Source organism: Ectobacillus sp. JY-23 (genome assembly GCF_023022965.1).
GTDB lineage: Bacteria > Bacillota > Bacilli > Bacillales > Bacillaceae_G > Ectobacillus.
The window spans coordinates 907,551-934,171 of the sequence record NZ_CP095462.1 but is presented as its reverse complement, the minus strand read 5'-3'; the positions used below and the strand labels follow the sequence as shown (position 1 = coordinate 934,171).

Below are 26,621 nucleotides of genomic sequence, written 5' to 3'. Positions count from 1 at the left end.
ATGGAACTAGTTTTTTTTTACGTTTATTTTTGCCTTAGGGAAAAATTTATAGCTTGTGCTAAAACAGGAGGGTGTCATGTTAAAGAAGATATGTATACTAGTAACTACTATGATGTTGGTTTGTTTTGGAGTTGCTTGCACTCAAGAAACTGCAAATCAATCAAATGGGAAGTTACAAATTACGACGACAACAGGCCAAATTGCTGACATTACTGAGCAAATCGGTCAAGAAAAAGTTGTAGTAACACCTCTTATGGGAGCTGGGGTAGATCCTCATCTGTATCAAGCTTCACAAGGGGATATCCAAAAACTCAGGAAAGCGGATATTATTTTTTATAACGGCTTACATTTGGAAGGTAAAATGGGTGATGTTTTAGAAAAGATGGAAAAAGATAAGCCAACCGTTGCTGTTACATCATCAATGCCTAAAAACGAACTTATTTCTAGTTCGGGGGATGCTAATGCATATGACCCGCATGTTTGGTTTGATATTTCTCTTTGGCAGCATGCGGTTGCAGTGGTTCGCGATACTTTGATAAAGCAAGATCCAGACAATAAAGTATTTTATGAAGAAAACGCTACAGTTTATTTGAAACAATTAGATGAACTACAAGTATATGCACAGCAACGAATCGCTGAAATCCCTGAAAAAAGCCGTGTGCTTATTACTGCTCATGATGCGTTTCATTATTTCGGAGCAGCTTACAAGATAGAGGTAAAAGGTTTGCAGGGCCTCAGCACGGATTCGGAGTATGGTCTTAAAGATGTGCAAGCTTTGATAGACACCATTGTAGATCGTAATATTAAGGCCGTATTTATTGAAACAAGTATATCCGATAAATCTATTAAAGCAGTGGTTGAAGGAGCTAAAAAGAAAGGTCACACAGTTGTTGTCGGGGGAGAATTATTCTCAGATGCAATGGGTAAAAAAGGAACTAACACAGGCACGTACATTGGTATGTATAAACATAATGTTGACACCATTGTTGAAGCGTTGAAATAAGATTTATAAATATATAATGTGAAATATAATTTGGATTTTAATGGAGTGGGAGGATTAAGAAGTGGAACCCATTAAGGTAGAAAATGTTACAGTCGCGTATCATACTAAGCCTGTGCTTCAAGATATTAACTTCTCAGTACCGGCTGGAAAGCTAATTGGAATTATCGGTCCAAACGGTGCCGGTAAATCCACATTGATTAAAGCAATTTTAGGCTTAATACCACGCGCTTCGGGCGAGGTTGCTGTTTATGGAAAACCATACAAAGAGCAAAGAAAGTTAATTGGTTATGTGCCGCAAAGGGGTTCTGTAGATTGGGATTTTCCAACAAATGCACTTGATGTGGTGTTGATGGGACGATACGGCCATATTGGCTGGTTGAAGCGTCCTAGTAAGGCGGATAAAGAATTTGCTTTAGCCTGTTTGAAAAAGGTAGGAATGGAGCAATATGCGACGAGACAAATTAGTCAGCTTTCAGGGGGACAGCAACAACGCGTATTTTTAGCAAGAGCTCTTGCACAAGATGCCAGCGTGTATTTTATGGATGAACCGTTTGTAGGAGTTGATGCTGCAACAGAAAAGGCTATTATTGCGCTGCTGAACGAATTAAAAATACAGGGTAAGACTGTTCTCGTCGTACATCATGATTTGCAAACCGTTGAAGAATACTTTGATTGGGTGATGTTGTTAAATATGAAAACAATCGCTATTGGGCCAACAGAAGATGTGTTTACAACAGAAAACCTTCAAAAAACGTATGGTGGTCGATTGGCGTTTTTACACACTGCTCCTCCGGGAGGGCAGTAAGATGGGATTTGGAATTTTACTGGATGCCAATACACAATGGGTGCTAATGGGAACCTTACTATTAGGGCTGGCAAGTGGTGTTCTTGGAAGTTTTGCGCTTTTGAAAAAACAAAGTTTAATAGGGGATGCTATGGCTCATGCCGCTCTACCTGGCATTTGTATCGCATTTTTGTTACATGGTTCCAAGTCAATCGGCTGGTTCTTAGTCGGTGCGGCACTAGCAGGGCTAGCAGCAACTTATTGTATCCAAAGTATTATTCGCTACTCACGAATCAAAGAAGATACGGCCATCGGCTTGGTTCTTTCTGTATTTTTTGGATTTGGCATTGTATTGCTGACCTACATCAATCAAGGTCAGGGTGGCAATCAGAGCGGGTTGACGGATTTTATTTTCGGAAAGGCTGCTTCCTTAGTAGGAAGTGACGTAAGGATTATCAGTGGCATTGCATTGTTGCTTTTAGTAGGAAGCATACTTCTCTTTAAAGAAATGAAGATACTAACCTTTGATCCGCAGTTTGCGAAAGGAATCGGGCTACCGGTTGGCGTATTAAATGGTATTTTAATGAGCGGTATTGTAGCTGCAGTTGTGATAGGTTTGCAGGCAGTGGGAGTTATTTTAATGTCAGCTATGCTTATTACACCGGCTATTGCAGCACGGTATTGGACGGAACGCCTTGAATATATGGTTCTCATTTCCGGGGCAATTGGGGCTATTTCCGGTGTATGCGGAACTATTTTAAGCACGTTAGCAAATGGCATGCCAACAGGTCCACTGATTATCGTAGCAGCTACATTGCTGTTTCTATTTTCGCTCATATGTGCACCTAGAAGAGGGTTGCTCAGCAAGTATATACGTGAACGAAAAACAAGACGGCGTGTAGAACGAGAACATGTGCTGGAGGCGATGTATGATATATTGGAACGCCGTGTTTCCAGTGGAAAATATGTGAAAAGCATCAAGTTAGATGAAATTATTGCATGTAAGCCTATGAATACTAATGTGGTTCATCGGGTGTTATCCCAACTTAGAAAAGAAAAGCATGTGTACATCCATCACAGTGCGCTGAGGTTGACGCCAGCGGGACTAGAGGAAGCTTATGATGTTACGCTTCGTAATCGCTTGATGGAAATCTACCTGGCCAACGAGTCTTTGTATGATCATATCAATATCAGAGAAGATGATATATTGCATGTGTCAGAAGATGTTCTTGTGGAACTGATAAAGATGTTAAAATTACATGATAAGGAGCCGCTCATTATTCCCCGAAGTGATAAAAGGCACAAAGCCGGATATAGAGCCGGATGGGAGGGGAACAAATGAGCTATGAAGCCTGGATTTTATTGACAGGTGCACTTGTTGGTATTTGCTGTGGCATGGTCGGCTGCTTTCTTGTTTTGCGTAAAATGGCTATGTTAGCGGATGCCATCAGTCACACTGTTTTGCTTGGGATTGTAGGAGCGTATCTAGTGAGTCAAAGTATGGAAGGTATCTATATGCTAATCGGAGCTGTACTTGTAGGCATGCTCACGGCTTTCTTTGTGCAACTCTTAAACGAAAGCGGTGTGCAAGCGGATGCGGCGATTGGGGTAGTTTTCACGTCCTTGTTCGCGGTTGGAGTCATCTTACTTTCTGTATTTGCAGGTCGCATCCACTTAGATGCGGATCATGCCTTAATGGGAGAAATTACGTTTATTCCTTGGGATGTTCTTGTCATTAACGGTATGGAGCTAGGGCCGAAAGCAGTATGGATTCTAGGGTTTGTTCTTTTGATTAATGTTGTGTTAATTACGTTACTTTATAAAGAAATTAAAATATCATCGTTTGATCCGGAAATGGCTGTAGCCATAGGAATTCCTGTCGTAGTTATTCATTATTTGCTGATGGGAATGTTATCACTGACAACGGTAGCTGCATTTGATAGTGTGGGTGCTATTCTTGTAGTGGCTATGCTGATTGTACCGGCTGCAACGGCATATTTACTCACAGATCGCTTATTTTCGATGTTAATTATTAGTGCGGGTGTAGGCGTACTGTCAGCGATTATCGGTTACTTTGTAGCTTATCAAATCAATGCTTCCATTGCCGGTGCAATGGCCACAGCGTCAGGCTTCTTATTTTGCTTAGCGTTCTTTTTCTCACCAAAGCATGGATTGATTGCTAAATGGCTTTTACGTAAGAAAATAGGAACGACTACACAGAAATCATAAAAAATCCCGGAATGTGCCGGGATTTTTTTATTGTATATATGAAATTTTGCTATAATGAGAAGTGTATAAAAGGGAGGAAAACGCATGGCATTGTTATATTATTTTTTACGTGATCGAACCATATTGAAGCTACTTTTTATTGTAAACGTATTAGGGACTGTTTATGGATATATTTGGTATCAATATCAATTGGTTGAAACAGAGCCACAATTTTTATTATTTGTACCGGATAGTCCAACTGCAAGCTTATTTTTTGTGTTTGTCCTATTGGCCTTTTTACTTCATAAAAATTGGGGGCTGGTGGAAGCGTTTGCTGTTGTAACCCTATTTAAATATGGAATTTGGGCTGTGGTCATGAACCTGTTATTGCTACTTGTAGAGGGAGACTTGCATTGGACAGGTTATATGCTGATGCTCTCGCATGGAGCAATGGCAGTACAGGGCTTGCTGTACGCACCATTTTATCGTATCAAAGGGTGGCATCTGGCGATGGCTGCGATTTGGACACTACATAATGATGTGATTGATTATGTGTTTAGACAAATGCCAAGGTACGGCGTATTGGATATGTATTACCAGCCTATTGGTTATTTTACATTTTGGCTAAGCATCTTGTCGATTTTAATTGCCTATGTATATGGAATGAAAAAGAAGCGAATGAGTCTGTAACTTATATAATATAAGGCGTTGTTACATGTCTCTATTGCTTTCCGTTACACGAATTATTCCTTCAAGTAGCTATATGTCTCCTTGGATTTGCTTTCCTTACAGGAGTCTCATTCAACTTCCATAAACAAATGCCCAGTATCAATATTAAGATTTAATACAAAGCTACTCATATTATTTGAAAGTAAGTGGTGTGTTTTCTATTAATAAAAAGCCTTTCTCGTTTTGTTCTATTCTTGTCCCATTTCTCATACACTCTAGTAGATGTTTTAGGGGGGACAAGAATGAAAAAAATCATAATCTGCCTGATTTGGTTAATAATCTCAATTGTGCCGCTTCGTGCGGCAGCGGAGGATGAAATAAATCATCTGTTGGACGAGTCGTGGCAATTGGTGAAACAGCAGGAGTATGATAAGGCAAGGCAGATATTGCTGTATGCATCTCAGCAGCAAATTCACGCTAAGCTTCCGCAGCACGTGCAAGTTATTTCCACAGCATATAACAAGGCAATTGAAACAATGGGAGATGTGGTAAGTCCGCAGGAGGTCGAAAGTGATATGTTGGCGCTACGTCTTGTAATTGACGCAGAGAGCTCTCATTTCCAACCGTTATGGTTGAGTAGAGAAACAGCTGTCATGAGCGCATTTGATCGAATTGAGCAGGCTAATAAGGATGAAAATGCCGAATCATTTCGCACGGCCATTAACGACTTTTTATATGAAATGAACATCATCTATCCTAGTTTGTTAGTAGATTTACCTAAAGGAGAGGTACAGCGCCTGGATAAACACTTTGTGTATTTAGAACATGCGAAAACGGTAATGGCTAATGAAAGCAGTAAGCAACAATTAAGCGCAATTAAGCATGATGTACAGCAAGTGTTTCAATATCCGAAGGCTGATGTGCTGGCAGGTTCAACAATATGGGTGATGATTACGACCGGGCTTATTATTATTGCAACACTTACTTACGTGGGTTTTCGAAAATATAAAGGCGAGCAAGAAAAAAAGCGCAGAAAATCAAAAAACGGTTAAGATATACGTAAGGCGTTTCATTTGACAACGAAATGGCTGAAAAAATACAATTAATATACAACTACATCATGGGAGGATATCAATGCTGTATTTAATTTATTTTGCCATTATTTTGATTGTGCCGCTTATAGCGCAGGCGAAAGTAAGGAGCGCATACAGTAAGTATTCACAAGTATATTCTACATCTGGTATGACAGGTGCGCAGGTTGCGCGTAAAATTTTGGATGCAAACGGCTTGTATGATGTTGCAGTAGAAGAAACACCGGGTTACTTATCAGATCATTATGACCCTCGTTCTAAAACGGTTCGTTTATCAACGAACAACTACTACGGTCATTCTGTAGCAGGAACAGCAGTAGCTGCACATGAAGTGGGCCACGCAATTCAAGATGCTAAGGACTATGGATTTATGCGTTTCCGTCACGCGCTTGTGCCGGTTGCAAACATCGGTTCCAATATGTCATGGGTATTTATTATGATTGGTATCTTTGCACAATTATCAAACATGTTGTTGCTCGGAATCGTATTAATGGCAGCTGGAGTGCTGTTTCAATTAGTAACACTTCCCGTTGAATTTGATGCATCGAGCCGTGCAATGAAGCAAATAGATGCGCTTGGTATCATTGACCCAGGTGAATCTAGAAGTGCGAAAAAGGTATTGAACGCTGCAGCACTTACATACGTAGCTGCAGCAGCAGTTGCAGTATTTGAGCTACTTCGCTTGGTTTTAATTTACACAGGAATGCAGCGTAGTGACGAATAAAAGCAGGGTGGAATTCCACCCTGCTTTTAATTATGTAAAGGATTTTTATTTTCATCCAAAGTAAATCCTTCGCCGACAACATCATGCACATCGCTAACAGCAACAAAGGCATGAGGGTCTACAGATACGATAATATTTTTTAGTTTCACAATCTCATTTTTCGCAACAACACAATATAGTACATTTCGTTCAATCTTTGTATAAGTACCGATGCCCTTTAAGAAAGTAGCTCCTCTGTCCATCTCTGATAAGATTTTCTGTGCAATTTCTTCGTTTTTGTCTGAGATAATTGTAGCTCCCTTGGCTGCATACGCCCCTTCTTGCATAAAGTCGATGACGCGCGCGCCGACAAACACGGCTACAAGTGTATACATACCTTGTGTGTAGGAAAGATAGGTTAAAATAGATAACGCAATGACTACTGCATCAAATAAAAACATTGTTTTTCCCATGCTCCAGCCAGCATATTTATGTGCCAGTCTCGCGATAATATCTACACCGCCTGTTGTCCCGCCAAAGCGGAAAATAATACCGAGACCTACTCCGATGAAGATACCAGCAAACAAAGCAGCTAAAGTCATATCTTTTTGTAAGTTAAGGTGTAGGTTGAATGCTTCATAACGCTGGAAGATCCATAGAAATACAGATACGCTTATTGTACCGATAAGCGTGTAAATAAAAGTAGTACGACCAAGCAATTTCCACCCTACAAAAAACAACGGAATGTTTAACAGTAAGTTCGTATATGACGGATCGAGTTCAAATAAGAAATACAACAGCAGTGTAATCCCTGTAAAACCACCTTCCGCCAAGTGGTTTTCAATGTTGATATTCACAATTCCAAACGAAAAAATAGCGGAACCGATGAGAATAAATACAATGTTGCGGATATGGATATTAATCATAATATGTGCCCCCTGTTATGTATTACAACAACAACCTATTATAATGTATCCGCTCGAACGTGGCAAATTATGTACAAGGGGCTAAAAAATTTGTCAAACATGGGGGAATTGGCTAACATGAGAGATAGCGGTGCTATAAAAGAAAGAAGATTTTAAAGCAAATGATGTTGCAGTGATAGGGTTTGACAGAATAGATTTGCCGCTTTTTTGTGGTACAGAAATTTTTAGTATGTTTGAGGTGATTAAGATGCAAAGAAAAACAATGCAAGAGATGCAGCAAGAAGTTGATGCTTATATTGGTCAATTTAAAGAAGGGTACTTTAGTCCGCTTGCGATGATGGCAAGATTAACAGAAGAGCTGGGAGAGCTTGCTCGCGAAGTTAATCATTATTACGGCGAAAAGCCCAAAAAAAAGAACGAAGAGGCACGTACGATTGAAGAAGAGCTTGGAGATGTATTGTTTGTGACGATTTGTATGGCCAATAGCTTGAACATTGACTTAGAAGAAGCGCATAATAGGGTGATGCATAAATTCAATACAAGAGATAAAGATCGCTGGACAAGGAAAGAGGAGGAATAAAGATGCAAACAATTCGTGTTATTCTTGCTGGTCCCAGAGGGAGAATGGGAAGAGAAGCTGTATCATTAATGGAAAACACGCCGCATTTTGAATTGGTCGGGGCAGTGGACTATAAGCATGGCGGTACAAAACTGCGTGATATAGAAGGTATGCCGGCGCTTGCTGTACCAGTATACGATACGCTAGAAGCTTGTTTACAAGAAATAAGAGCTGACGTTTTGTTGGATCTAACAAATCCTGAAACAGGAAAGTTACATATACATACCGCGCTCAAGCATAATTTACGATCCGTTATTGGTACAACTGGATTTACAGAGGAAGAAATTGCGAATTTAACTGCAACTGCCGAGGAGAAAAAAGTAGGTACGATTATCGCCCCAAACTTTGCGGTAGGCGCCGTTTTAATGATGAAATTTGCGCGAATGGCTGCTAAATACTTTAATGATGTGGAAATTATTGAACTTCATCATGATCAAAAGCTTGATGCGCCTTCGGGAACAGCCTTAAAAACGGTAGACCTTATTCGCTCTGTTCGCCAGCCGAAGCAACAAGGTCATCCAAGTGAGGTAGAACAGTTACCTGGCGCACGTGGAGCTGAGTTGGACGGTATTCGTGTGCACAGTGTGAGATTGCCCGGTTTAATCGCTCATCAAGAAGTGTTATTTGGAGGAGACGGTCAGATGCTGACAATCAGACATGACTCATTTAACCGGGCTTCTTTTATGTCAGGGGTGCAAGTTGCGATTGAAACAGTAATGGGTATCGAGACTTTGGTATACGGCTTAGAAAATATTATAGACTAAGAGTAAAGGGGAGACGGAGATGAAAATTGCCTTAATTGCTCACGATCAAAAAAAACAAGATATGGTTACCTTTGCCTTTGCATATAAGCCTGTGTTTGAAAAGCATGAATTATTTGCTACGGGAACAACCGGTTTACGGATTATGGAAGCTACAGGATTACATGTAACACGTTTTCAATCAGGACCGCTTGGGGGAGATCAAGAAATTGGTGCAATGATTGCTAAAAACGACATGGACATGGTTATTTTCTTTAGAGATCCTTTGACGGCACAGCCGCATGAACCCGATGTAAATGCACTGCTTCGCCTGTGCGATGTGTACGCTATACCGCTTGCTACCAATATGGCGAGCGCAGAGCTTCTAATGCATGGCTTAAAGCGAGGAGACTTAAATTACAGAGATTTGTAAGGAGAACATTATGTTAGATATATTGGCATTTGGAGCACACGCCGATGATGTAGAAATCGGTATGGCTGCTACAATTCGTAAATATACAGCACTGGGATACAAAGTTGGTATTTGCGATCTCACACAAGCGGAACTTTCTTCTAACGGTAACGTGGAGTTACGAAAACAAGAGGCACAAGATGCTGCTAAGGTGATGGGACTAACAAAGCGAATTAATTTAGCAATGCCTGATCGCGGCTTGCATTGGAGAGAAGAGTATTTGGAACAAATAACAGAAGTCATCCGTACATACAAACCTACATTTGTATTTGCGCCGTATCAGGAAGATCGTCATCCCGATCACGCTTCATGCGCACGTCTTGTGGAGGAAGCAATGTTTTCTGCAGGCATTCGCAAGTATATGCCTCACCTTCCTGCTCATAAAGCAACTGCTTTATATTTTTATATGATTAATGGTTTTCATAAGCCTTCTTTTTGTATTGATGTGAGTGCACATATGGAAGACAAGATTCGCACATTGCAGGCGTATAAGAGTCAGTTTTTAGATGGAGAAGTGTCAACGCCGCTAACAGACGGTTACATTGAATCTGTTATTGCAAGGGATAAGTTGTTTGGCAAAGAGGTAGGGGTTGCCTATGCGGAAGGATTTATGACTAGCAGTGTATTGTTACATGATGTGTTGGGAGGGATACAATGAAACTGAAAATTGGAATCACATGTTATCCGTCTGTAGGCGGCTCGGGTGTTGTGGGTACAGAGCTTGGAAAACTGTTGGCAGAGCAAGGTCATGAGATTCATTTTATTACGTCTAGCATGCCATTTCGTTTGAACAAATTCTATCCAAACATCTATTTTCATGAAGTAGAGGTGAACCAATATTCGGTATTTCAATATCCTCCGTACGATTTAGCGCTTGCAAGCAAAATGGCTGAGGTCGTAGATCGTGAAAAACTAGATATTTTGCATGTACACTATGCTATTCCTCATGCCATCTGCGCCATTTTAGCAAAGCAAATGGCACAGCGCGACGTGAAAATTATGACAACTCTTCATGGAACAGATATTACTATACTCGGTTATGATGACTCTTTAAAAAACTTAATTCGCTTTGGAATTGAACAGTCCGATATTGTAACGGCCGTATCACATTCTTTAGCGCAAGAAACAATGAGTCAAATTGCACCACAGCAAGAAATTCGCACGGTACATAATTTTATTGATGAACGTGTATATAAGCGGCGAGACAGAGATCATTTAAAACAAGAGTATGGTATTAAACCAGAAGAGAAGGTACTTATCCATATCTCTAACTTCCGAAAAGTAAAAAGGGTAGATGATGTTATCCAATCGTTTGCTAAAATAGAACAAGAAATAGCTGCTAAACTTTTGTTGGTTGGTGATGGACCTGAACTTTGCGCGATGACAAAGTTGGTTAAGAAGCTTGAATTGGATGAAAAGGTCCTGTTTTTAGGAAAACAGGAAAATGTGGAAGACCTGCTTTCTATCAGTGATTTGATGCTGCTTTTATCTGAAAAGGAGAGTTTTGGACTTGTGTTATTGGAAGCAATGGCTTGTGGTGTGCCGTGTATCGGAACCGATATTGGGGGGATACCGGAAGTAATTGAAGATGGTGAAACAGGATATATTTGTTCGGTGGGAAACGTGGCCGAAGTTGCTGCTAAAGCGATTGCGCTTTTACAAAATGAACTATTGTATACACAAATGAAGGAAAAGGCGCAACAAGCCGTACTAGAAAAATTTAGTTCCGCGAGTATTTTAGCCCAGTACGAATTCTTGTATCGTGAGCTGCTAGGTGATGGTCATGAAGCAGTTTGAGGAAGCGGGCACAATTATTCGCAAACTAAAGGAAGCGGGTCATGAAGCTTATTTTGTAGGAGGAAGTGTCCGGGACTATATGCTTGGTCGCCCAATCGGGGATATTGATATTGCCACATCCGCTCTTCCTGAAGAAGTGATGCTGTTGTTTCCAAGACATATTCCTGTTGGGCTGCAACACGGCACGGTAATTGTACTGTATCACAACACACCTTATGAAGTTACAACGTACCGTACAGAGTCAGGCTATGAAGATTTCAGAAGGCCGACCGAAGTGACATTTGTTCGATCATTACAAGAAGATTTACAGCGTCGTGACTTTACGATGAACGCGATTGCTATGGCGGAGGACGGGAGAATTGTAGATCCGTTTCAAGGCAAACGGGCGCTTGACCACAAAATCATCACAACAGTGGGAGCGCCGAGCGAAAGGTTTCAAGAGGATGCTCTGCGTATGATGCGTGGCGTTCGATTTGTTAGTACACTGGGTTTTACACTGGAGCAAGAAACGCAGCAAGCTATTTTGCAGCATGCTCCTCTTTTGTCTCATATTTCCATAGAACGTATTGCGGTAGAGTTTGAGAAGTTATTGCTAGGAACATATCCGGAACGAGCTTTATCGCTTCTGGTGGAAACGAATTTGTATCTTTACTTGCCAGGGTTTGAGAAAAAAGAAGCAGAGTTATTGCAAGCGGCGTCCTACACCTGGAAGTATGTACAAAATGATATTGGCGCATGGACCTTGTTATTATATCTAGCAGGTTTGGATGCGGGTGTATTAAAGCAGTGGAAGCTTTCTAATAAAAAAGTAAAAGCGGTGACTGAAGCACTTGTGTTTTTACAACAGCGTCTCATTACAAATTGGAGTGTTGAGATGCTATATGGAGCAGGGAAAGAGACTATTGCTCTAGTGGAAACAATATATGCGGTGTTACATAGACAGGCGCCTGCAATTGAAGACGTGATAGCGACGTATAATGGTTTACCTATACAGAACCGTCAGCAATTGCAAGTATCGGGAAAAGACTTATTAAAATGGACAGGCCAACCAGGTGGGCCATGGACAGCGCAGCTATTGAATGAAATTGAGCATGCTGTGTTACACGCAAACGTTAGCAATATCCGGGAACATATAAAGGAGTGGGTGAGGTGCAAACTTCAATAAGAAAGCAGCTTTTGGAGTTGTTTTCAAAAGCTAATGGGGACTTTCTATCAGGGCAAATGATTAGTGAAAAACTAGGGTGTTCGCGTACGGCTGTGTGGAAGCATATTGAGGATTTGCGAAAAGAAGGATATGAGCTGGAGGCAGTAAGGCGTCTCGGTTATCGCATTGCGCAAAAACCGGACAAAGTGACTGCGAATGAGATTCATCTCGGGCTTGAGACAGAGTATATTGGGCGTCATATTCATTTTCAAGAAACAGTAGATTCTACACAAAGAATCGCCGCACGCCTCGGATATGAAGGTGCACCCGAGGGAACAGTGGTTGTGGCTGAGGAACAGACAGCGGGAAGAGGACGATTAAATCGACAATGGTACTCACCGCCTGGAACGGGGATTTGGATGAGCATACTATTAAGACCCAACATCCCAGTTCATCAAGCACCGCAGCTTACCCTGTTGGCTGCTGTTAGCGTGGCACAGGCAATTGAAGAGATTGGTGTTACCGTAGGGATTAAATGGCCGAATGATATCTTGATTGGCGGTAAAAAAGCAGTAGGAATTTTAACAGAGCTACAAGCTGATCCCGATCGTATTCATGCAGTGATTGTTGGTATTGGTATTAATGTGAATCAACAGTCGTATCATTTTGCGAGTGAGATTGAGAACATTGCAACATCTCTTTGTATTGAAAAAGGAACGCATGTCAACCGGGCCACTCTTATGCAACGAATTTTTGCTAACATGGAAAAGCTGTATAAGGAGTATTTACAAAATGGATTTACGGTGATTAAAGTGTTGTGGGAGAGCTATGCAATTAGTATCGGCAAAGAAATCAAAGCTCGTACCATGCACGAAACCTTGATTGGAACAGCAATAGGTATTACAGACGATGGTGTGCTAATATTGGAGGAAAAGAACGGAAGCATTCATTATATCCATTCTGCCGATATTGAAATTTAGTGGAAAAATGTTGCATCGCTTGTTATAATGAATGCGAACATGGGCAGTATCTTCAAAGAACTGCACCTTACGTAAACAGATACAAGCAGTATTATTTTTAGTCAAGGTGTATTTGTGTCATTCACGTAAACAGGTTTCTGCCTGGATCCAAATGGACTGGGACAGAGGGATGAATGTTGTGTAGAATCCTTCTTTCCGCATGGAAAGAAGTTTTTTTGTAAGAAACGATTTATTTTCCATCCCTCTCCTTATCCGAATTTAAGGAGGAGAATTATGAAGACGACAAAAGACTTTTTGCAAATGAAGGAGCGCGGTGAAGCGATTGTGATGGTAACCGCATATGATTATCCGTCCGCTCGTCTTGCTGAGCAGGCTGATGTAGATTTGATTCTAGTTGGAGATTCGCTTGGCATGGTGGTGCTAGGCTATGAATCAACAGTCCCTGTTACGGTAGATGATATGATTCATCATACGAAAGCAGTAAGACGCGGAGCGAAAAACACGTTTATTGTCACAGATATGCCATTTATGTCTTATCACGTTTCAAAAGAAGACACGATGAAAAATGCGCGCCGGATTATTCAGGAAAGTTATGCAGATGCAGTAAAGGTGGAGGGAGCAGACGAAGTATTAGACACTATCTACTCCCTAACGAAAGCCGGTGTACCTGTTGTTGCACATTTGGGATTAACACCTCAATCTGTTGGCGTTTTGGGTGGCTATAAAGTGCAAGGAAAAGATGCAGAAAGCGCACGTAAATTAATAGAGGATGCAAAGAAGTGTGAAGAAGCAGGGGCAATGGCCCTTGTCCTCGAATGTGTGCCGATGCAGTTGGCGGCTGAAATAGCCGCGATGCTATCAATCCCTACAATTGGAATTGGAGCTGGTAATCAAACCGACGGTCAGGTACTCGTGTATCATGACCTTATCACATACGGTGTAGAGCGCGTTCCGAAATTCGTTAAAGCATACGCTTCTGTACAAGATGCTATTGTGAGTGGGCTTCGTCAATATACACAAGAAGTAAAAACGAGGCAATTTCCTGCTGTAGAACATTCCTTTACAATAAAAGAAGAAGAATTAGCCGCTTTATACGGAGGCAAGCAAACATGGAAATAATTCGAAGCATCAGAAGTATGCAAGACACCGTGCAGGCAGTGCGTGCGGCAGGAAAAACAATCGGTTTTGTGCCCACCATGGGCTATTTACATGAAGGGCACCTGACCTTGCTACAAGAAGCAAGACGGGAAAATGATATTGTGGTACTCAGTGTATTTGTCAATCCGCTTCAATTTGGTCCAAATGAGGATTTTGATAAATACCCACGAGACATCGAAAGAGATGAACAATTGGCGGCTTCATTTGCAGATTATCTCTTTTATCCAGATGTGCAAGAAATGTATCCTGGCAAGCGTACAACACATATTACAGTTACATCGCGTGTTGATGTGCTGTGTGGTGAAAAAAGACCAGGTCACTTTGATGGAGTCGCAACAGTTTTATTAAAGCTGTTTAATATCACGATGCCGCACCGAGCTTATTTTGGAATGAAGGATGCCCAACAAGTGGCAGTGGTGCAAGGACTAATTACCGATTATAATATTCCGGTAACACTTGTTCCGGTACCTACAGTTCGTGAAGAGGATGGTTTGGCGAAAAGCTCTCGCAACGTCTATTTATCGGAGCAAGAGCGTCAAGAAGCGCCGCGTTTATACGAAAGTCTGGAACTGGCAAAACGGATGATCGCAGGGGGAGAGAGAAGCCTTAGTAACATTCAAAATGCCATAATGCAACATATTCATTCCCATACAAGCGGTGAAGTGGATTATGTAGAGATTCTGTCTTATCCGGAACTGCATATTCCAGCTGATGTAACAAACGAAATTATCATTGCAATTGCAGTTAAATTTTCCAAAGCAAGGCTAATAGATAACATCACGATAAGGGGAGAAGCACTATGTTTCGTACGATGATGAGAGCGAAGTTGCATCGCGCTACAGTAACGGAAGCTAACTTAAATTATGTAGGCAGCATTACGATTGATGAAGATTTAATGGATGCAGTAGGTGTGGTTGAGAACGAAAAAGTACAGATTGTAAACAACAACAATGGTGCACGTTTTGAAACATATATTATTAAAGGAAAACGTGGAAGCAAGGTCGTATGCTTAAACGGCGCAGCTGCACGTCTTGTACAGCCAGGAGACAAAGTTATCATCATTGCTTACGGCCTTGTTCCGGAAGAGCGTGTTCACGAGCATCAGCCTAAAATTGCTGTACTTGACGAACAAAACAATATTGAACAAATGCTTGGCTATGAGCCTGCATCGACAATTTTATAAAGAGCTGCTTATAAAAGGTGTCCTCTTTAAAGGACACCTTTTATAGTGGCAGACGATCATCCACAGATCAAAACAGTAGCATTCTTATTACAGAAGAAATCGGTTTTTGCCTTTTCGTATCTAAGTTTATTACTTTCGTGGTATAGTATAAGCAAGAAGTATTGTTTTGGCAGGCTAGTGAGGTGATTGGTATGAAATATGTGGTCGTGGATTTAGAGACAACTGGGAATGGAGCTAAGGGTGGCATCGATAAAATTACTGAGTTTGCAGCTGTTGTAATTGAAAACGGTGAGATACAGGAAGTTTTATCAACTTTCGTAAACCCAGGCAAGTCAATTCCTCCCTTTATTTCCGAATTGACTGGTATTTACGACGAAATGGTGAGTCGGGCCCCATCTTTTGCGGATATTGCACCTATGATAGCCGATCTATTAGAAGATGCTTATTTTGTTGCGCATAATGTACATTTTGACTGGGGATTTTTGCGCGAGGAATTTATACAAGCAGGACAGCCGGTGCCGCATTGTCCTGTTATTGACACAGTTGAACTGGCACGGATTCTGTTTCCAACAGCGGAAAGCTACAAATTGAGCGATTTAGCTAAGCAATTTCAATTACAACATGATAATCCTCATCGTGCCGACAGCGATGCAATGGTAACAGGAGAATTGTTTCTGATTCTTTGTGAGAAGTTAAAGTCGCTTCCGTATGTTACACTATGCTCTTTGCATGAATTAAGCAGAGGGTTTCAGACCGACTTAGAACAGTTCATTTCGTTTTATATTTTACATAAAGAACAAACGCCATATGAACAGCACTATGATATTCAACATGGAATAGCACTTAAAAAGTATATTTCCACAAAAAGCTTCTATAAAGAGTCCATTTCGTTTTCAGCGTATTTAGCGGAAGTAAACACAAATTTACAGCTGAAAATGAAAGCATTTGAGCCACGTACCGGTCAAATGCTGATGATGCAAAAGGTACATGAGGCTTTTATAGAAGATCGTGTTTGTCTCATAGAAGCAGGAACGGGAACGGGTAAGACGCTAGGGTATTTAATACCTGCTTTGTTTCATGCTGTGCAAGAAGAAGAGCCTGTACTTGTCAGTACACAAACTGTACAGCTCCAGCAGCAAATACTAGATAAAGAAATCCCATTGCTGGAAAAAATCCTGCCTTTTTCTTTTAAAGTAGCTGTAATGAAGGGACGTAAACATTACTTATGTTTACATAAATTTGAGCAGGCTTTGCTTGAAGAAGATAAAAACTATGATAGTCTACTGACAAAAGCGAAAATTCTTGTGTGGTTACTTCAGACTGAAACGGGAGATGTGGATGAGCTGAATTTGCCTTCAGGAGGGCGCTTTTTATGGGACAGAATTTGCAATACGGGCGCACCTTCCATGAGGTGGGAAAATCGCTGCTTTTATAAACGAGCTCAGCATCAAGTATATTTTGCTGATCTTGTCATCACCAATCATGCTTTTTTATTTCACGACACGTATAAGGAAGATGCGCTATTTAAAAGTTATTCTCGTGTCATTTTGGATGAGGCACATCATATTGAAGAAACAGCAAGTCAGGCACTTGGTGAGAAGTTTTCATGCTTACAATTTCAGGCCACACTGTCTCGTATTGGAACCTTAGAAACAGAAGGAGCCTTAACAAGAGTAAGTAAACGTTTAGAAACAACTTCTTCTTTATTTAAAGAAATCAATTATTGGTTGAAAGAAATTAAATTTGAGTCGGATGAGCTATTTCGTATGCTTCGCGCTTTCTTATTTGAAAAGCAGGGAAACATAGACACTGTTCGTCTCGTACAAGCCTACGATGCACAAATGGAAAAGGGAAAGCTTTGGCGCGCCATTAGAGAAGCGGTAAATAGGTTATCACATTCAATAGATAAAATAATGAAAATTTACACAGTAGAGGAGCCACTGTCTGTTGTATACGAGGATTTGCAAAACGCTTTAATGACTCTAGAAAAGCAATGTGAGATACTGAAGCGACTGCTAACTCAAAAATTAGATGGTGTAACGTGGATGGAAGCTGATGTAAAAGGAACATTGCATTCCACAATATTATATCATCAACCTACTGATGTGAGGGATGTATTAGCAGAACGTTTCTTTACTAGCCGCAAAAGCGTTATTCTTACTTCTGCCACAATGACTGTAAAGGGAAATTTTGATTATATGATGCATACTTTAGGCCTGTCTTCTTTTCTTCCAACGACGTTGTATGTACCTCCGCCGTTTTCTTATAAAAATCAAGTCAGTCTCATGATTCCGACCGATTTGCCGCATGTTAACGAGGTGTCATTTGAAGAGTATACAGCTGCAATGGTTACACATATCATAGAGATTGCAGCAACGGTACAAGGGCGCATACTTGTGCTTTGTACATCATACGACATGCAAAAACGTCTGTATACGGAAGTGAAAGATAGTGACACTTTGCCGCAGTTTGCAGTGTTAAACGCAAACGCCGGTAGTCGTAATCGCGTTGTGAAAAACTTTCAGCAGTTTGAAAAGGCCATCTTATTTGGAACTAGTAGCCTATGGGAAGGTGTGGATATACCCCTTGATTGTCTTATAATGGTGCGCCTGCCATTTGCACCACCAAATGATCCTGTAATGCGCCGTAAGAGTCAAGCTCTGCGAGAAGCAGGAGAGAATCCTTTTTCTGCTTTATCTTTACCACAAGCAATCATTCGTTTTAAGCAGGGCTTTGGTCGACTTATACGTAAGGAAAGTGATCGGGGGCTGTTTTTTGTACTAGATCGTCGTATAGCAACAAAATCATATGGAAAAGATTTTCTTGCTTCTTTGCCGGAGTTGTCGGTTTATGAAAAATCGTTGCAAGAATTATTGTGTTCTATCAAGGAATGAGGATTTACGATAAAAAGCCTGTAGTTGCTACAGGCTAAGAATGTGGGTAGAAGAAAAATTTTTTAATAACGCAATGGAAATGACTGCATTGAGTTAGTCCGCATACTTTTACAGGACAGTATGACCTGTTATAATAAGGTGCGAGACGTGTGCTGAATGTAACTATATTATAGACTGGATTTGCTGTTCTCATGAATAGCAATATTGTGTAATGGAGGGGTTTGCATGGAAAAGAAAATTGAAGTGTTGGCCACAACACGTGTTCAATATACAAATGACTTGTATAAAGTTGTTGACAGCTTAAACAGAACCTTAAAGAAACAGGATTTAATGTTTGGGCTTGCATTGGACGAAAAAGAAAAAGACAAAGCCATATTTACGATATATAGAACGTAGTGATACAATGAAAAAGTGGATTTTTATAATTTTCTGTATATTTTTAGGTGTAATGGTAACAGTTGTATATGTATACAACACGTCTGTACATTCAAAAGATAAGGGAATCGTACAGGCAGAAGAACTAGCACGTAAAAAAGCGAATTTAGTCACCATTGCGAGTACCGATTATTACCATGGCATGACGGCTTATCACGTCATTGAGGGAAAAGATGAGAATGGGACGAGTTGGTTTGTATGGGTGCCCAATAATAAAAAGCAAAAAGTATTAGCAAAACGAAAAAGTGAAGGTATTACAGAGCAAGAAGCGATTCGAATTTTACTAAACGATAGAAAACGAAATGTAAAGCGTATTGAAAAAGTAAAATTAGGTGCCGAAAAGGGTGTACCGCTTTGGGAAATTACATATATTGACGAAGAGAGTCGCTACTCCTACTATTATCTAAACTTTATTGATGGCAAATATGAGGGGTATTACAGCATTTAAAATATATGCAGGGGGAACACAGGATGAAGTTAGCAAAGCGCGTATCAGCATTAACACCTTCTTCAACATTAGAAATCACAGCCAAAGCACAAGAGCTAAAAGCACAAGGGTTTGATGTTATCGGTCTAGGAGCCGGTGAACCGGATTTCAATACACCGGATTACATCATTGAAGCAGCGTATAAATCTATGCTAGAAGGTCATACAAAATATACACCAACAGGCGGACTTGCGACTCTTAAGAACGCCATTATTGCTAAATTTAAAACAGATCAGCAAATTACGTATGCACCATCGGAAATCATTGTTTGCAACGGAGCAAAGCATGCACTATATACATTATTTCAGGCGCTTTTAGATGAAGGCGATGAGGTTATTATCCCTACACCTTATTGGGTAAGTTATCCTGAACAGGTAAAACTTGCTGGCGGCGAGCCTGTGTATGTTTGTGGTTTTGAAGAAAATAATTTTAAAATTACACCAAAGCAGTTGCAAAATGCAATTACAGCAAAAACAAAAGCAGTAATTATCAATTCTCCTAGCAACCCAACAGGAATGGTGTATACAGAAGATGAATTACGTGCTATCGGTGAAGTGTGCTTACAACACAACGTTCTCATTGTGTCCGATGAAATTTATGAGCATCTGGTATATGATGCAACACACGTTTCAATTGCACAGCTCTCGCCTGAACTAAAAGAACAAACAATTATCATTAATGGTGTTTCTAAATCTCATGCTATGACAGGTTGGCGCATTGGGTATGCAGCTGGAAATAAACAACTAATTGGAGCGATGACGAACTTAGCGAGCCACAGTACATCTAATCCAACATCGGTCGCACAATACGCTACAATTGCTGCTTATGAGCATTCACAAGATGCAGTGGAGCAAATGCGAGTGGAATTTGAAAAACGTTTGCATATTGTCTACGATAAACTAATCAACATTCCAGGGTTTTCTTGTATTAAGCCGCAAGGAGCGTTTTATTTATTCCCAAATGTAAAGGAAGCCGCAAAATTGACAGGTTTTTCTTCGGTAGATGAATGGGCAAAAGCGCTTTTAGAAGAAGAAAAAGTAGCAGTTGTTCCGGGCTCTGGCTTTGGTGCACCCGACTGCATTAGATTGTCTTATGCAACTTCTCTTACATCATTAGAGAAGGCAATTGAGCGCATGCAGAACTTTATGCAAAAGAAAATGGCAAACTAGAGGCTGACATCAATCAGCCTCCTTTACATATGCAAGCTTTGCTATGTATAATGGACAATATAATTCGCTCTGTTTGAAGGAGCTTGCTCCGCAATCGAATTGAAGCTTTTTGGAGGGACCAGGTAAGTGAAAACAACTATTGGACAAGTAAAACACTATGTAGATCAAGAAGTAACAATTGGCGCATGGCTTGCAAATAAACGATCCAGCGGTAAAATTGCATTTTTGCAATTGCGCGATGGGTCAGGGTTTATTCAAGGTGTCGTTGTAAAAGAAGAAGTGGGAGAAGAAGTTTTTCAAAAGGCGAAAGGCCTTACACAAGAAACCTCTTTGTATGTAACGGGTATCGTGCGCGAGGATGCACGTTCTCCATTCGGATACGAATTAACGGTAACGAATGTAGAAGTTATTCATGCGGCAACAGATTATCCAATTACACCAAAAGAGCATGGTACAGAGTTTTTAATGGACAACCGCCATTTGTGGATTCGTTCTAAGCGTCAGCATGCTGTATTGCGTATTCGTCATGAGATTATCCGTGCTACATACCAATTCTTTCACGAAAACGGATTTGTGAAAGTAGATCCACCAATTTTGACGGGGAGTGCACCGGAAGGAACGACAGAATTATTCCATACGAAATATTTTGACGAGGATGCATACTTGTCTCAAAGTGGACAGCTTTATATGGAAGCTGCCGCAATGGCGCTTGGAAAAGTATTTTCATTTGGTCCGACGTTCCGTGCTGAAAAATCTAAGACGCGACGCCATTTAATCGAATTCTGGATGATTGAACCAGAAATGTCCTTTACAGATCATGAAGAGAACTTGCGTGTACAAGAGCAATATGTCTCTTATTTAGTACAATCCGTACTTCAAAACTGTGCGCTTGAACTCAAAACATTAGGCCGTGATACGGCGAAGCTTGAAAGCATTCAAGCACCGTTTCCTCGTATCACGTACGATGATGCGATTACATTCCTCCATGAAAAAGGTTTTGATGATATTCAATGGGGAGATGATTTTGGAGCGCCACATGAAACGGCAATTGCCGAGCATTACGATAAACCGGTATTTATCACACACTATCCGGCGTCTATTAAGTCATTCTACATGAAGCCCGATCCAAATCGTCCAGAAGTTGTATTGTGCGCAGATTTGATTGCACCGGAAGGCTACGGTGAAATTATTGGTGGATCACAGCGTATTGATGACTATGAACTGTTAAAGCAACGTTTAGACGAGCATCAATTAAGTGAAGATGCGTATAAATGGTATTTAGAATTGCGTCAATATGGTTCTGTTCCTCACTCAGGCTTTGGACTTGGCTTAGAAAGAACGGTAGCTTGGTTATCTGGCGTAGAACACGTTCGTGAAACAATTCCATTTCCTCGCTTATTAAACCGTCTGTATCCATAATAGGCTCGACCTCCCGCTTATGGGGGGTTTTTTTAACGAAAAGGCGGTGTCAAATGTTAGTGCTGATCATGGCCACTTGTTAACTAGTGTGGAAGTGGCGAAGTTTCTGCGGGAAAAAGAGACCCTACAGGGGCATAGCGGTGAGGAGGCTCCCTGACCATCCGTGGAAAGCGTGCAAAGGTCTTCGACAGAGCCGACCAAAAAGAAGAAAGCTAGCCCTGCTAGCGATTTGACTCTAAAGCTCCGGCTAAAGTTTTTGGCCGGTATTAAAACAAGCTGTTTGCGCTTTTCCGTGGCTTTGGAATGGACAACTTGTGTATACTAGAAACGAGGTGTTGGCATGAAAAAGAGAGTAATGTTGCAGTGGCTTGAGCAAGGAAGCATAGCAATTCCAAAGTTATTGATGACAAATTATCAAAAGCTCGGTTTAAATGAAGCAGAGTTTATGGTTGTGTTACACGTACACACATTTTTAGAATCTGGGAATTTATTCCCTACGCCCAATGAGATTGCAGCGCGTATGACAATTAATCCTATGCAATGTGCGGACATTTTACGCGTATTGCTACAAAGAGGCCTCTTAACTATTGAGGGGCGTCGGGACGGCGATTTAATTTGTGAAATGTATTCACTGCAGCCTCTATGGGAAAAAATGTTGCAACTTTTAATGAATGAAACATTGGGAGAAGAAGTGGAGGAAGAGAGAGCACAGCAATCTAGTTTATATAGTATTTTTGAGCAGGAATTTGGGCGTCCGTTGTCTCCATTTGAATGTGAGACTCTTGCGATGTGGCAGGACCAAGACGGTCACGATGGGACTGTAATTCAGGCAGCTCTTCGCGAAGCTGTGATTAGCGGTAAGTTGAATTTCCGCTATATTGATCGAATTTTATTTGAATGGAAGAAAAATGGTGTCAAGACGGTTGAACAAGCACATAACTATGGAAAGAAATTTAGACAACATCAAAAACAACCACGCTCAGATACTACGTATACAGGAAAAGTGCCTTTTTATAATTGGCTGGAGCAGTAAAGGGGGGAGACCGTGCTCACCATTAAACAGATTCGCCATTGTTTGGATACAATGGCAGAGATGTATCCGAGTGCACACTGTGAATTAAATCATTCCAATCCGTTTGAGCTAGTGATTGCTGTCGCTTTATCTGCTCAGTGTACGGATGCATTAGTAAACAAAGTAACAAGAGAATTGTTTCAAAAATATAAAACACCCGAAGATTATTTAGCTGTACCTTTGGATGAGCTACAGCAGGATATTCGTTCCATTGGTTTGTATCGAAATAAAGCCAAAAACATTCAACGTCTATGCCGAATGCTGTTGGAACGATACGATGGAAACGTGCCGAAAGACCGTGATGAATTAATAAACTTACCAGGAGTGGGGCGTAAAACAGCGAATGTAGTAGTCTCAGTAGCCTTTGGTATTCCGGCAATTGCTGTGGATACACATGTTGAACGCGTTAGTAAACGCTTGGCTTTTTGTAGGTGGAAAGATTCTGTATTAGAAGTGGAAAAAACGCTGATGAAGAAAGTGCCTATGGAAGAATGGAGTGTTACCCATCATCGCATGATTTTCTTTGGCCGCTATCATTGTAAAGCGCAACGTCCCCAATGTGAAGTATGTCCGCTGCTCGATTTGTGTAGAGAAGGAAAGAAGCGAATGAAAGGTAAGACACAATGAGAATAAAGGTACCTGCAGCGTTTCAAATCTCACCATTTGTTAATGAAGAGCTTATTTATGATGAGACATCTATTGAATACACTATTCAAAACGGCTACTTTACCTATGACATATTAAAGGGGCAAGACATACCTGCCTATGAGCCTTGGCTTGATGTAGATTATGCTATACCTCTTGTATTAGAAAGCTGGAAATCTAATAAGCCTTCTATTTCTCGCTTGTTTAAGGAACGAAAAAGAGATGAAGCGCAGCCGCTGATGGTTCATTATACAGCGCATTATTTATCAAGTTTGTATTGGTTAAACGGACTATATGTACGTACTCCGCAACTAGCAATATCAAACCTAAATATGCTATCAAGCAAGCCGGTCAATATAGAAGAACGCTTTGTTTTTATCATTAATCGCCCCGGGCATTATCATGCATTTATACAGCTTATCCAGTTATACGAAGAACTAGAAAAATTATTTGCTGCGATGATGATAAAAAAGAAAAGACCATCAAAGTGATGGTCTTTTCTTTATGGAATACCAAGTGGCGATTGCGCCGGTGGCTTCGGTGGTTTTGCTTCACCTGGATTACTGGACCCTGGTGGTGTCTCAGTTTCAGTACCTGTACCTGGGGGAGTTTCTGTAGGTGGTGTACCTTGATTTGTACCATCACCGTTATCTGGTGGGGATGGCTTTTCTTCCGGCTTTGCCACGTTTGTCACAGCGACCGTAATTTTTGCTTCATCGCTGACCTTACCGTTTGCTGCGGCAGTAATAAAGAATGTATAGCGACCACCTGCTTTTACATTACCAAGAGTAATGCTTGTACTTTTGGTGTTTGTTAATGTTGTTTTCGGGCCGCCATCTAGTGAGTATGCTACGTCAAATGAGACATCTTTCATCTCTTCTGAAGCTGTATATGCCCATTTTAAAGTAATAGTATTAGAAGCGGCATCATACTTTGCGGCCACCCCGGTTGGAGCATCAGGTTTTTCTTTTGGTAGTACTACTTTTTCGCCACCTGTTACCCCAAGCTCATTGCCAAAGCGGTATACAGTGGATGGTTGCTCAAATGGAGAAGTATCTGTTCCAAACTTGCTCATCATATTTCTAAAGATATATTGCGCGATGCGTGATGTTTCTTTATTCAAATACATACCTTGCCCGTTCTTTGCATATCCAGTCCAAACGGACATCGTATATTGTGGTGTGTATCCTACAAACCAACTGTCGTTCGTTGCATCGGCAGGATAGCCATATTTGCGCATCGTATCTTTATCAAAGTTTGTGGTACCGGTCTTACCAGCCACATCAAGTCTAGATACATTTGCGTTTGTTCCTGTCCCCGTTTTTACAACTGAGCGTAACATATCTGTAATGATATATGATGTGTAGTCCGCCATTGCTCGTTTTTCTTTTGGTTTAAAGCTTACTTCTTTTCCGTCCGGAAATACAACTTTCGTAACAAAATGTGGTTTAATATATACCCCGTTATTACCGAATGCACTGTAGGCACCGGACATTTCAATCGGACTGACTTGATTCGCCCCAATTACATATGATTCAAATACTGTATTGTTAGCAAAAGTGATACCTAAATTTTCAGCAAATACTTTTGCTTTAGGTTTACCTACTTCTCTCATGGTTAATAAAGCTGGAATGTTATATGATTGTTCCAACGCCTTACGAATAGTGATTAAGCCATGATATTTATTATCCCAGTTGGATATTTCAGCTCCTGTATCATACTTTGTTTCTTTATCTTCAATTGTGTGAGAAGTTGCCCATTTTAAATGCTCTACAGCAGGACCGTAAGCGAGAATTGGTTTAAATGTAGAGCCCGGCTGTCTATCTAAATCAATAGCATAGTTACTTCCTCTAAAAGAACCTTTGTTTTCCTTACGACCGCTTGCAATGGCGCGTACTTCTCCAGTTTTTGTGTCTTGAAATACAAATGCGGTTTGGAACTGATCGTTTGGATATCTAAATCCGTCTCCAGACTCTGCTAATTGTTCCGCATACGCTTGTGCTTTTGGATCAAGTGTCGTATAGATTGCTAGGCCATCTGTTCCAATGTTTACATCCTTTAGCTGTCCTTCCACCTCTTTAGCCACTGCATCAAGAAATGCTTGATAAGGCATTGGATTTTGAGCTGGTTCACGAACGCCTTCACGAACAGGTACCTGCATTGCTTCTTTCATTTCTTTTTCCGTAATAGCACCTTGTCGATGCATTAATGTTAACACAAGATTTCTACGCTTGGTGGCTTCTTTTTCATTCTCCGGTTTAGAAGGGTTATAAGCATTTGGTAGCTGTGGCAAACCTGCCAGCATAGCAGCTTGTGGCAATGTTAGATTTTTCAAATCTTTTACTTCAATGCCATAATAGTTCTTGGCAGCTGCAGCGATTCCCCAAGAATAGTTCCCTAAGTTAATTTTGTTAAGGTACATTTCCAAAATTTCATGCTTAGAGTATTTTTGCTCCAGCTTATAGGCGAGGTACCATTCTTGCACTTTTCGTTTTAAATTTTTGTCAGGTGATAAAAATGAGTTTTTAATTACCTGCTGTGTAATTGTACTACCACCTTGTGATCCAAATCCGTTTGTCAAGTTTTCAAAAATCGCTTTCGCCGTACGTTTAATATCAATGCCATGATGCTCATAAAATCTAGCATCCTCTGTAGAGAGAAATGCGTCTTCAAGCACTTTTGGGATTTGCTCATACGTAATCGGAGTACGTCGCTCTACACCATACTCATGTATAAAACCGCCATCTTTATCATAAAATTTGGTTGAAACAGGATCTGCTAACTTAGCTTCATCAATTTTCGGTGCATCCTTAATCATTGCATAAAAAGTCGAAACACCTGCTCCTAATACAATGATTCCAAGGAGTAGGCAAGTAATAAGAAACTTCTTAAAAAACGATCCTTTTTTACGAGGTTTTTCGCTTTTTTGTTTTTTTTGTTCTTGCTTCGCTTTTTCAGCTTGCTTACGTTCTTCGCGAGAACGATAATTATCCGACATTATCCTTTCTCCTACCTTTCACTAT

At 40.7% G+C, this 26,621-nt stretch carries 27 protein-coding genes; 25 read left to right on the top strand and 2 right to left on the bottom strand.

Going from position 1 to position 26,621, the window contains the following annotated elements; translation table 11 throughout:
* The first annotated feature begins 76 nt into the window (after window positions 1–76).
* The 7 genes from MUG87_RS04880 to MUG87_RS04850 all read left to right on the top strand — a co-directional run bounded on the left by MUG87_RS04880 (window position 77) and on the right by MUG87_RS04850 (window position 6,479).
* A complete protein-coding gene (locus MUG87_RS04880) occupies window positions 77–1,003 on the top strand; it encodes a metal ABC transporter solute-binding protein, Zn/Mn family (RefSeq protein WP_247086095.1) in 927 nt (308 codons plus the stop codon).
* Between the two features lie 61 nt (window positions 1,004–1,064).
* Window positions 1,065–1,808, top strand: a complete 744-nt coding sequence (locus MUG87_RS04875; RefSeq protein WP_247086093.1) for a metal ABC transporter ATP-binding protein — start codon at window positions 1,065–1,067, stop codon at window positions 1,806–1,808.
* A 1-nt stretch (window position 1,809) separates the two neighbouring features.
* Window positions 1,810–3,129, top strand: a complete 1,320-nt coding sequence (locus MUG87_RS04870) for a metal ABC transporter permease (RefSeq protein WP_247086091.1) — start codon at window positions 1,810–1,812, stop codon at window positions 3,127–3,129.
* Window positions 3,126–4,016 carry a metal ABC transporter permease gene (locus MUG87_RS04865; RefSeq protein WP_247086090.1) on the top strand — a complete coding sequence of 297 codons (891 nt, stop codon included), beginning with the start codon at window positions 3,126–3,128 and terminating at the stop codon, window positions 4,014–4,016. Before MUG87_RS04870 ends, MUG87_RS04865 begins: the two co-directional genes overlap by 4 nt.
* A gap of 84 nt (window positions 4,017–4,100) precedes the next feature.
* Window positions 4,101–4,685 (top strand): lipoprotein heptaprenylglyceryl N-acetyltransferase LhaT, encoded by a 585-nt coding sequence (locus tag MUG87_RS04860; protein WP_247086088.1) that lies wholly within the window; start codon window positions 4,101–4,103, stop codon window positions 4,683–4,685.
* Window positions 4,686–4,966: 281 nt separating this feature from the next.
* The gene (locus MUG87_RS04855) at window positions 4,967–5,716 is read left to right on the top strand and encodes a sporulation protein YpjB (RefSeq protein ID WP_247086086.1); all 750 of its coding nucleotides are present in this window, start codon (window positions 4,967–4,969) and stop codon (window positions 5,714–5,716) included.
* An 82-nt stretch (window positions 5,717–5,798) separates the two neighbouring features.
* Window positions 5,799–6,479, top strand: coding sequence for a zinc metallopeptidase (locus tag MUG87_RS04850; RefSeq protein ID WP_247086084.1), 681 nt, complete (start codon window positions 5,799–5,801; stop codon window positions 6,477–6,479).
* A 26-nt stretch (window positions 6,480–6,505) separates the two neighbouring features.
* Here the strand turns inward: MUG87_RS04850 and MUG87_RS04845 are convergent, their stop codons facing one another.
* Entirely contained in the window at window positions 6,506–7,384 is an 879-nt protein-coding gene (locus MUG87_RS04845; protein WP_247086082.1) for a YitT family protein, read from the bottom strand.
* Window positions 7,385–7,631: 247 nt separating this feature from the next.
* On the opposite strand from MUG87_RS04845, the gene MUG87_RS04840 reads away from it, so the two are divergent.
* The 18 genes from MUG87_RS04840 to MUG87_RS04755 all read left to right on the top strand — a co-directional run bounded on the left by MUG87_RS04840 (window position 7,632) and on the right by MUG87_RS04755 (window position 24,089).
* Entirely contained in the window at window positions 7,632–7,964 is a 333-nt protein-coding gene (locus MUG87_RS04840; protein ID WP_247086080.1) for a nucleotide pyrophosphohydrolase, read from the top strand.
* Window positions 7,965–7,966: 2 nt separating this feature from the next.
* Window positions 7,967–8,767, top strand: coding sequence for a 4-hydroxy-tetrahydrodipicolinate reductase (dapB, locus tag MUG87_RS04835; protein ID WP_247086078.1), 801 nt, complete (start codon window positions 7,967–7,969; stop codon window positions 8,765–8,767).
* A 19-nt stretch (window positions 8,768–8,786) separates the two neighbouring features.
* Window positions 8,787–9,176 (top strand): methylglyoxal synthase, encoded by a 390-nt coding sequence (mgsA, locus tag MUG87_RS04830; protein WP_247086076.1) that lies wholly within the window; start codon window positions 8,787–8,789, stop codon window positions 9,174–9,176.
* Between the two features lie 10 nt (window positions 9,177–9,186).
* On the top strand, window positions 9,187–9,873 hold the full coding sequence (gene bshB1 / locus MUG87_RS04825) for a bacillithiol biosynthesis deacetylase BshB1 (RefSeq protein ID WP_247086074.1): 687 nt from the start codon (window positions 9,187–9,189) through the stop codon (window positions 9,871–9,873).
* A complete protein-coding gene (gene bshA / locus MUG87_RS04820) occupies window positions 9,870–11,012 on the top strand; it encodes an N-acetyl-alpha-D-glucosaminyl L-malate synthase BshA (RefSeq protein WP_247086072.1) in 1,143 nt (380 codons plus the stop codon). Before bshB1 ends, bshA begins: the two co-directional genes overlap by 4 nt.
* Window positions 10,999–12,177, top strand: coding sequence for a CCA tRNA nucleotidyltransferase (locus tag MUG87_RS04815; RefSeq protein WP_247086070.1), 1,179 nt, complete (start codon window positions 10,999–11,001; stop codon window positions 12,175–12,177). The genes bshA and MUG87_RS04815 overlap by 14 nt, the downstream gene beginning before the upstream one ends.
* Complete coding sequence (locus tag MUG87_RS04810) at window positions 12,162–13,136, top strand: biotin--[acetyl-CoA-carboxylase] ligase (protein WP_247086068.1); 975 nt, start codon at window positions 12,162–12,164, stop codon at window positions 13,134–13,136. The genes MUG87_RS04815 and MUG87_RS04810 overlap by 16 nt, the downstream gene beginning before the upstream one ends.
* A gap of 273 nt (window positions 13,137–13,409) precedes the next feature.
* A complete protein-coding gene (gene panB, locus MUG87_RS04805) occupies window positions 13,410–14,255 on the top strand; it encodes a 3-methyl-2-oxobutanoate hydroxymethyltransferase (protein ID WP_247086066.1) in 846 nt (281 codons plus the stop codon).
* Entirely contained in the window at window positions 14,246–15,109 is an 864-nt protein-coding gene (gene panC, locus MUG87_RS04800; RefSeq protein WP_247086064.1) for a pantoate--beta-alanine ligase, read from the top strand. Before panB ends, panC begins: the two co-directional genes overlap by 10 nt.
* Window positions 15,094–15,477, top strand: a complete 384-nt coding sequence (gene panD, locus MUG87_RS04795; RefSeq protein ID WP_247086061.1) for an aspartate 1-decarboxylase — start codon at window positions 15,094–15,096, stop codon at window positions 15,475–15,477. The genes panC and panD overlap by 16 nt, the downstream gene beginning before the upstream one ends.
* 185 nt (window positions 15,478–15,662) lie before the next feature.
* Window positions 15,663–18,371, top strand: coding sequence for an ATP-dependent DNA helicase DinG (gene dinG / locus MUG87_RS04790; protein ID WP_247087509.1), 2,709 nt, complete (start codon window positions 15,663–15,665; stop codon window positions 18,369–18,371).
* Between the two features lie 225 nt (window positions 18,372–18,596).
* Window positions 18,597–18,767 (top strand): YpmA family protein, encoded by a 171-nt coding sequence (locus tag MUG87_RS04785; protein WP_124563907.1) that lies wholly within the window; start codon window positions 18,597–18,599, stop codon window positions 18,765–18,767.
* Window positions 18,768–18,774: 7 nt separating this feature from the next.
* Complete coding sequence (locus MUG87_RS04780) at window positions 18,775–19,254, top strand: cell wall elongation regulator TseB-like domain-containing protein (RefSeq protein ID WP_247086058.1); 480 nt, start codon at window positions 18,775–18,777, stop codon at window positions 19,252–19,254.
* Between the two features lie 23 nt (window positions 19,255–19,277).
* Window positions 19,278–20,462 carry a pyridoxal phosphate-dependent aminotransferase gene (locus MUG87_RS04775; RefSeq protein ID WP_247086055.1) on the top strand — a complete coding sequence of 395 codons (1,185 nt, stop codon included), beginning with the start codon at window positions 19,278–19,280 and terminating at the stop codon, window positions 20,460–20,462.
* A gap of 126 nt (window positions 20,463–20,588) precedes the next feature.
* Window positions 20,589–21,881 (top strand): asparagine--tRNA ligase, encoded by a 1,293-nt coding sequence (asnS, locus tag MUG87_RS04770; RefSeq protein WP_247086053.1) that lies wholly within the window; start codon window positions 20,589–20,591, stop codon window positions 21,879–21,881.
* A gap of 340 nt (window positions 21,882–22,221) precedes the next feature.
* Entirely contained in the window at window positions 22,222–22,914 is a 693-nt protein-coding gene (locus tag MUG87_RS04765; protein WP_247086051.1) for a DnaD domain-containing protein, read from the top strand.
* A 12-nt stretch (window positions 22,915–22,926) separates the two neighbouring features.
* Window positions 22,927–23,580, top strand: coding sequence for an endonuclease III (gene nth / locus MUG87_RS04760; RefSeq protein ID WP_247086048.1), 654 nt, complete (start codon window positions 22,927–22,929; stop codon window positions 23,578–23,580).
* Window positions 23,577–24,089 (top strand): YpoC family protein, encoded by a 513-nt coding sequence (locus tag MUG87_RS04755; protein ID WP_247086046.1) that lies wholly within the window; start codon window positions 23,577–23,579, stop codon window positions 24,087–24,089. Before nth ends, MUG87_RS04755 begins: the two co-directional genes overlap by 4 nt.
* Window positions 24,090–24,100: 11 nt before the next feature.
* On the opposite strand, the gene MUG87_RS04750 is transcribed toward MUG87_RS04755, so the two are convergent.
* The gene (locus tag MUG87_RS04750; RefSeq protein WP_247086043.1) at window positions 24,101–26,596 is read right to left on the bottom strand and encodes a penicillin-binding protein 1A; all 2,496 of its coding nucleotides are present in this window, start codon (window positions 26,594–26,596) and stop codon (window positions 24,101–24,103) included.
* Window positions 26,597–26,621: the final 25 nt, after the last annotated feature.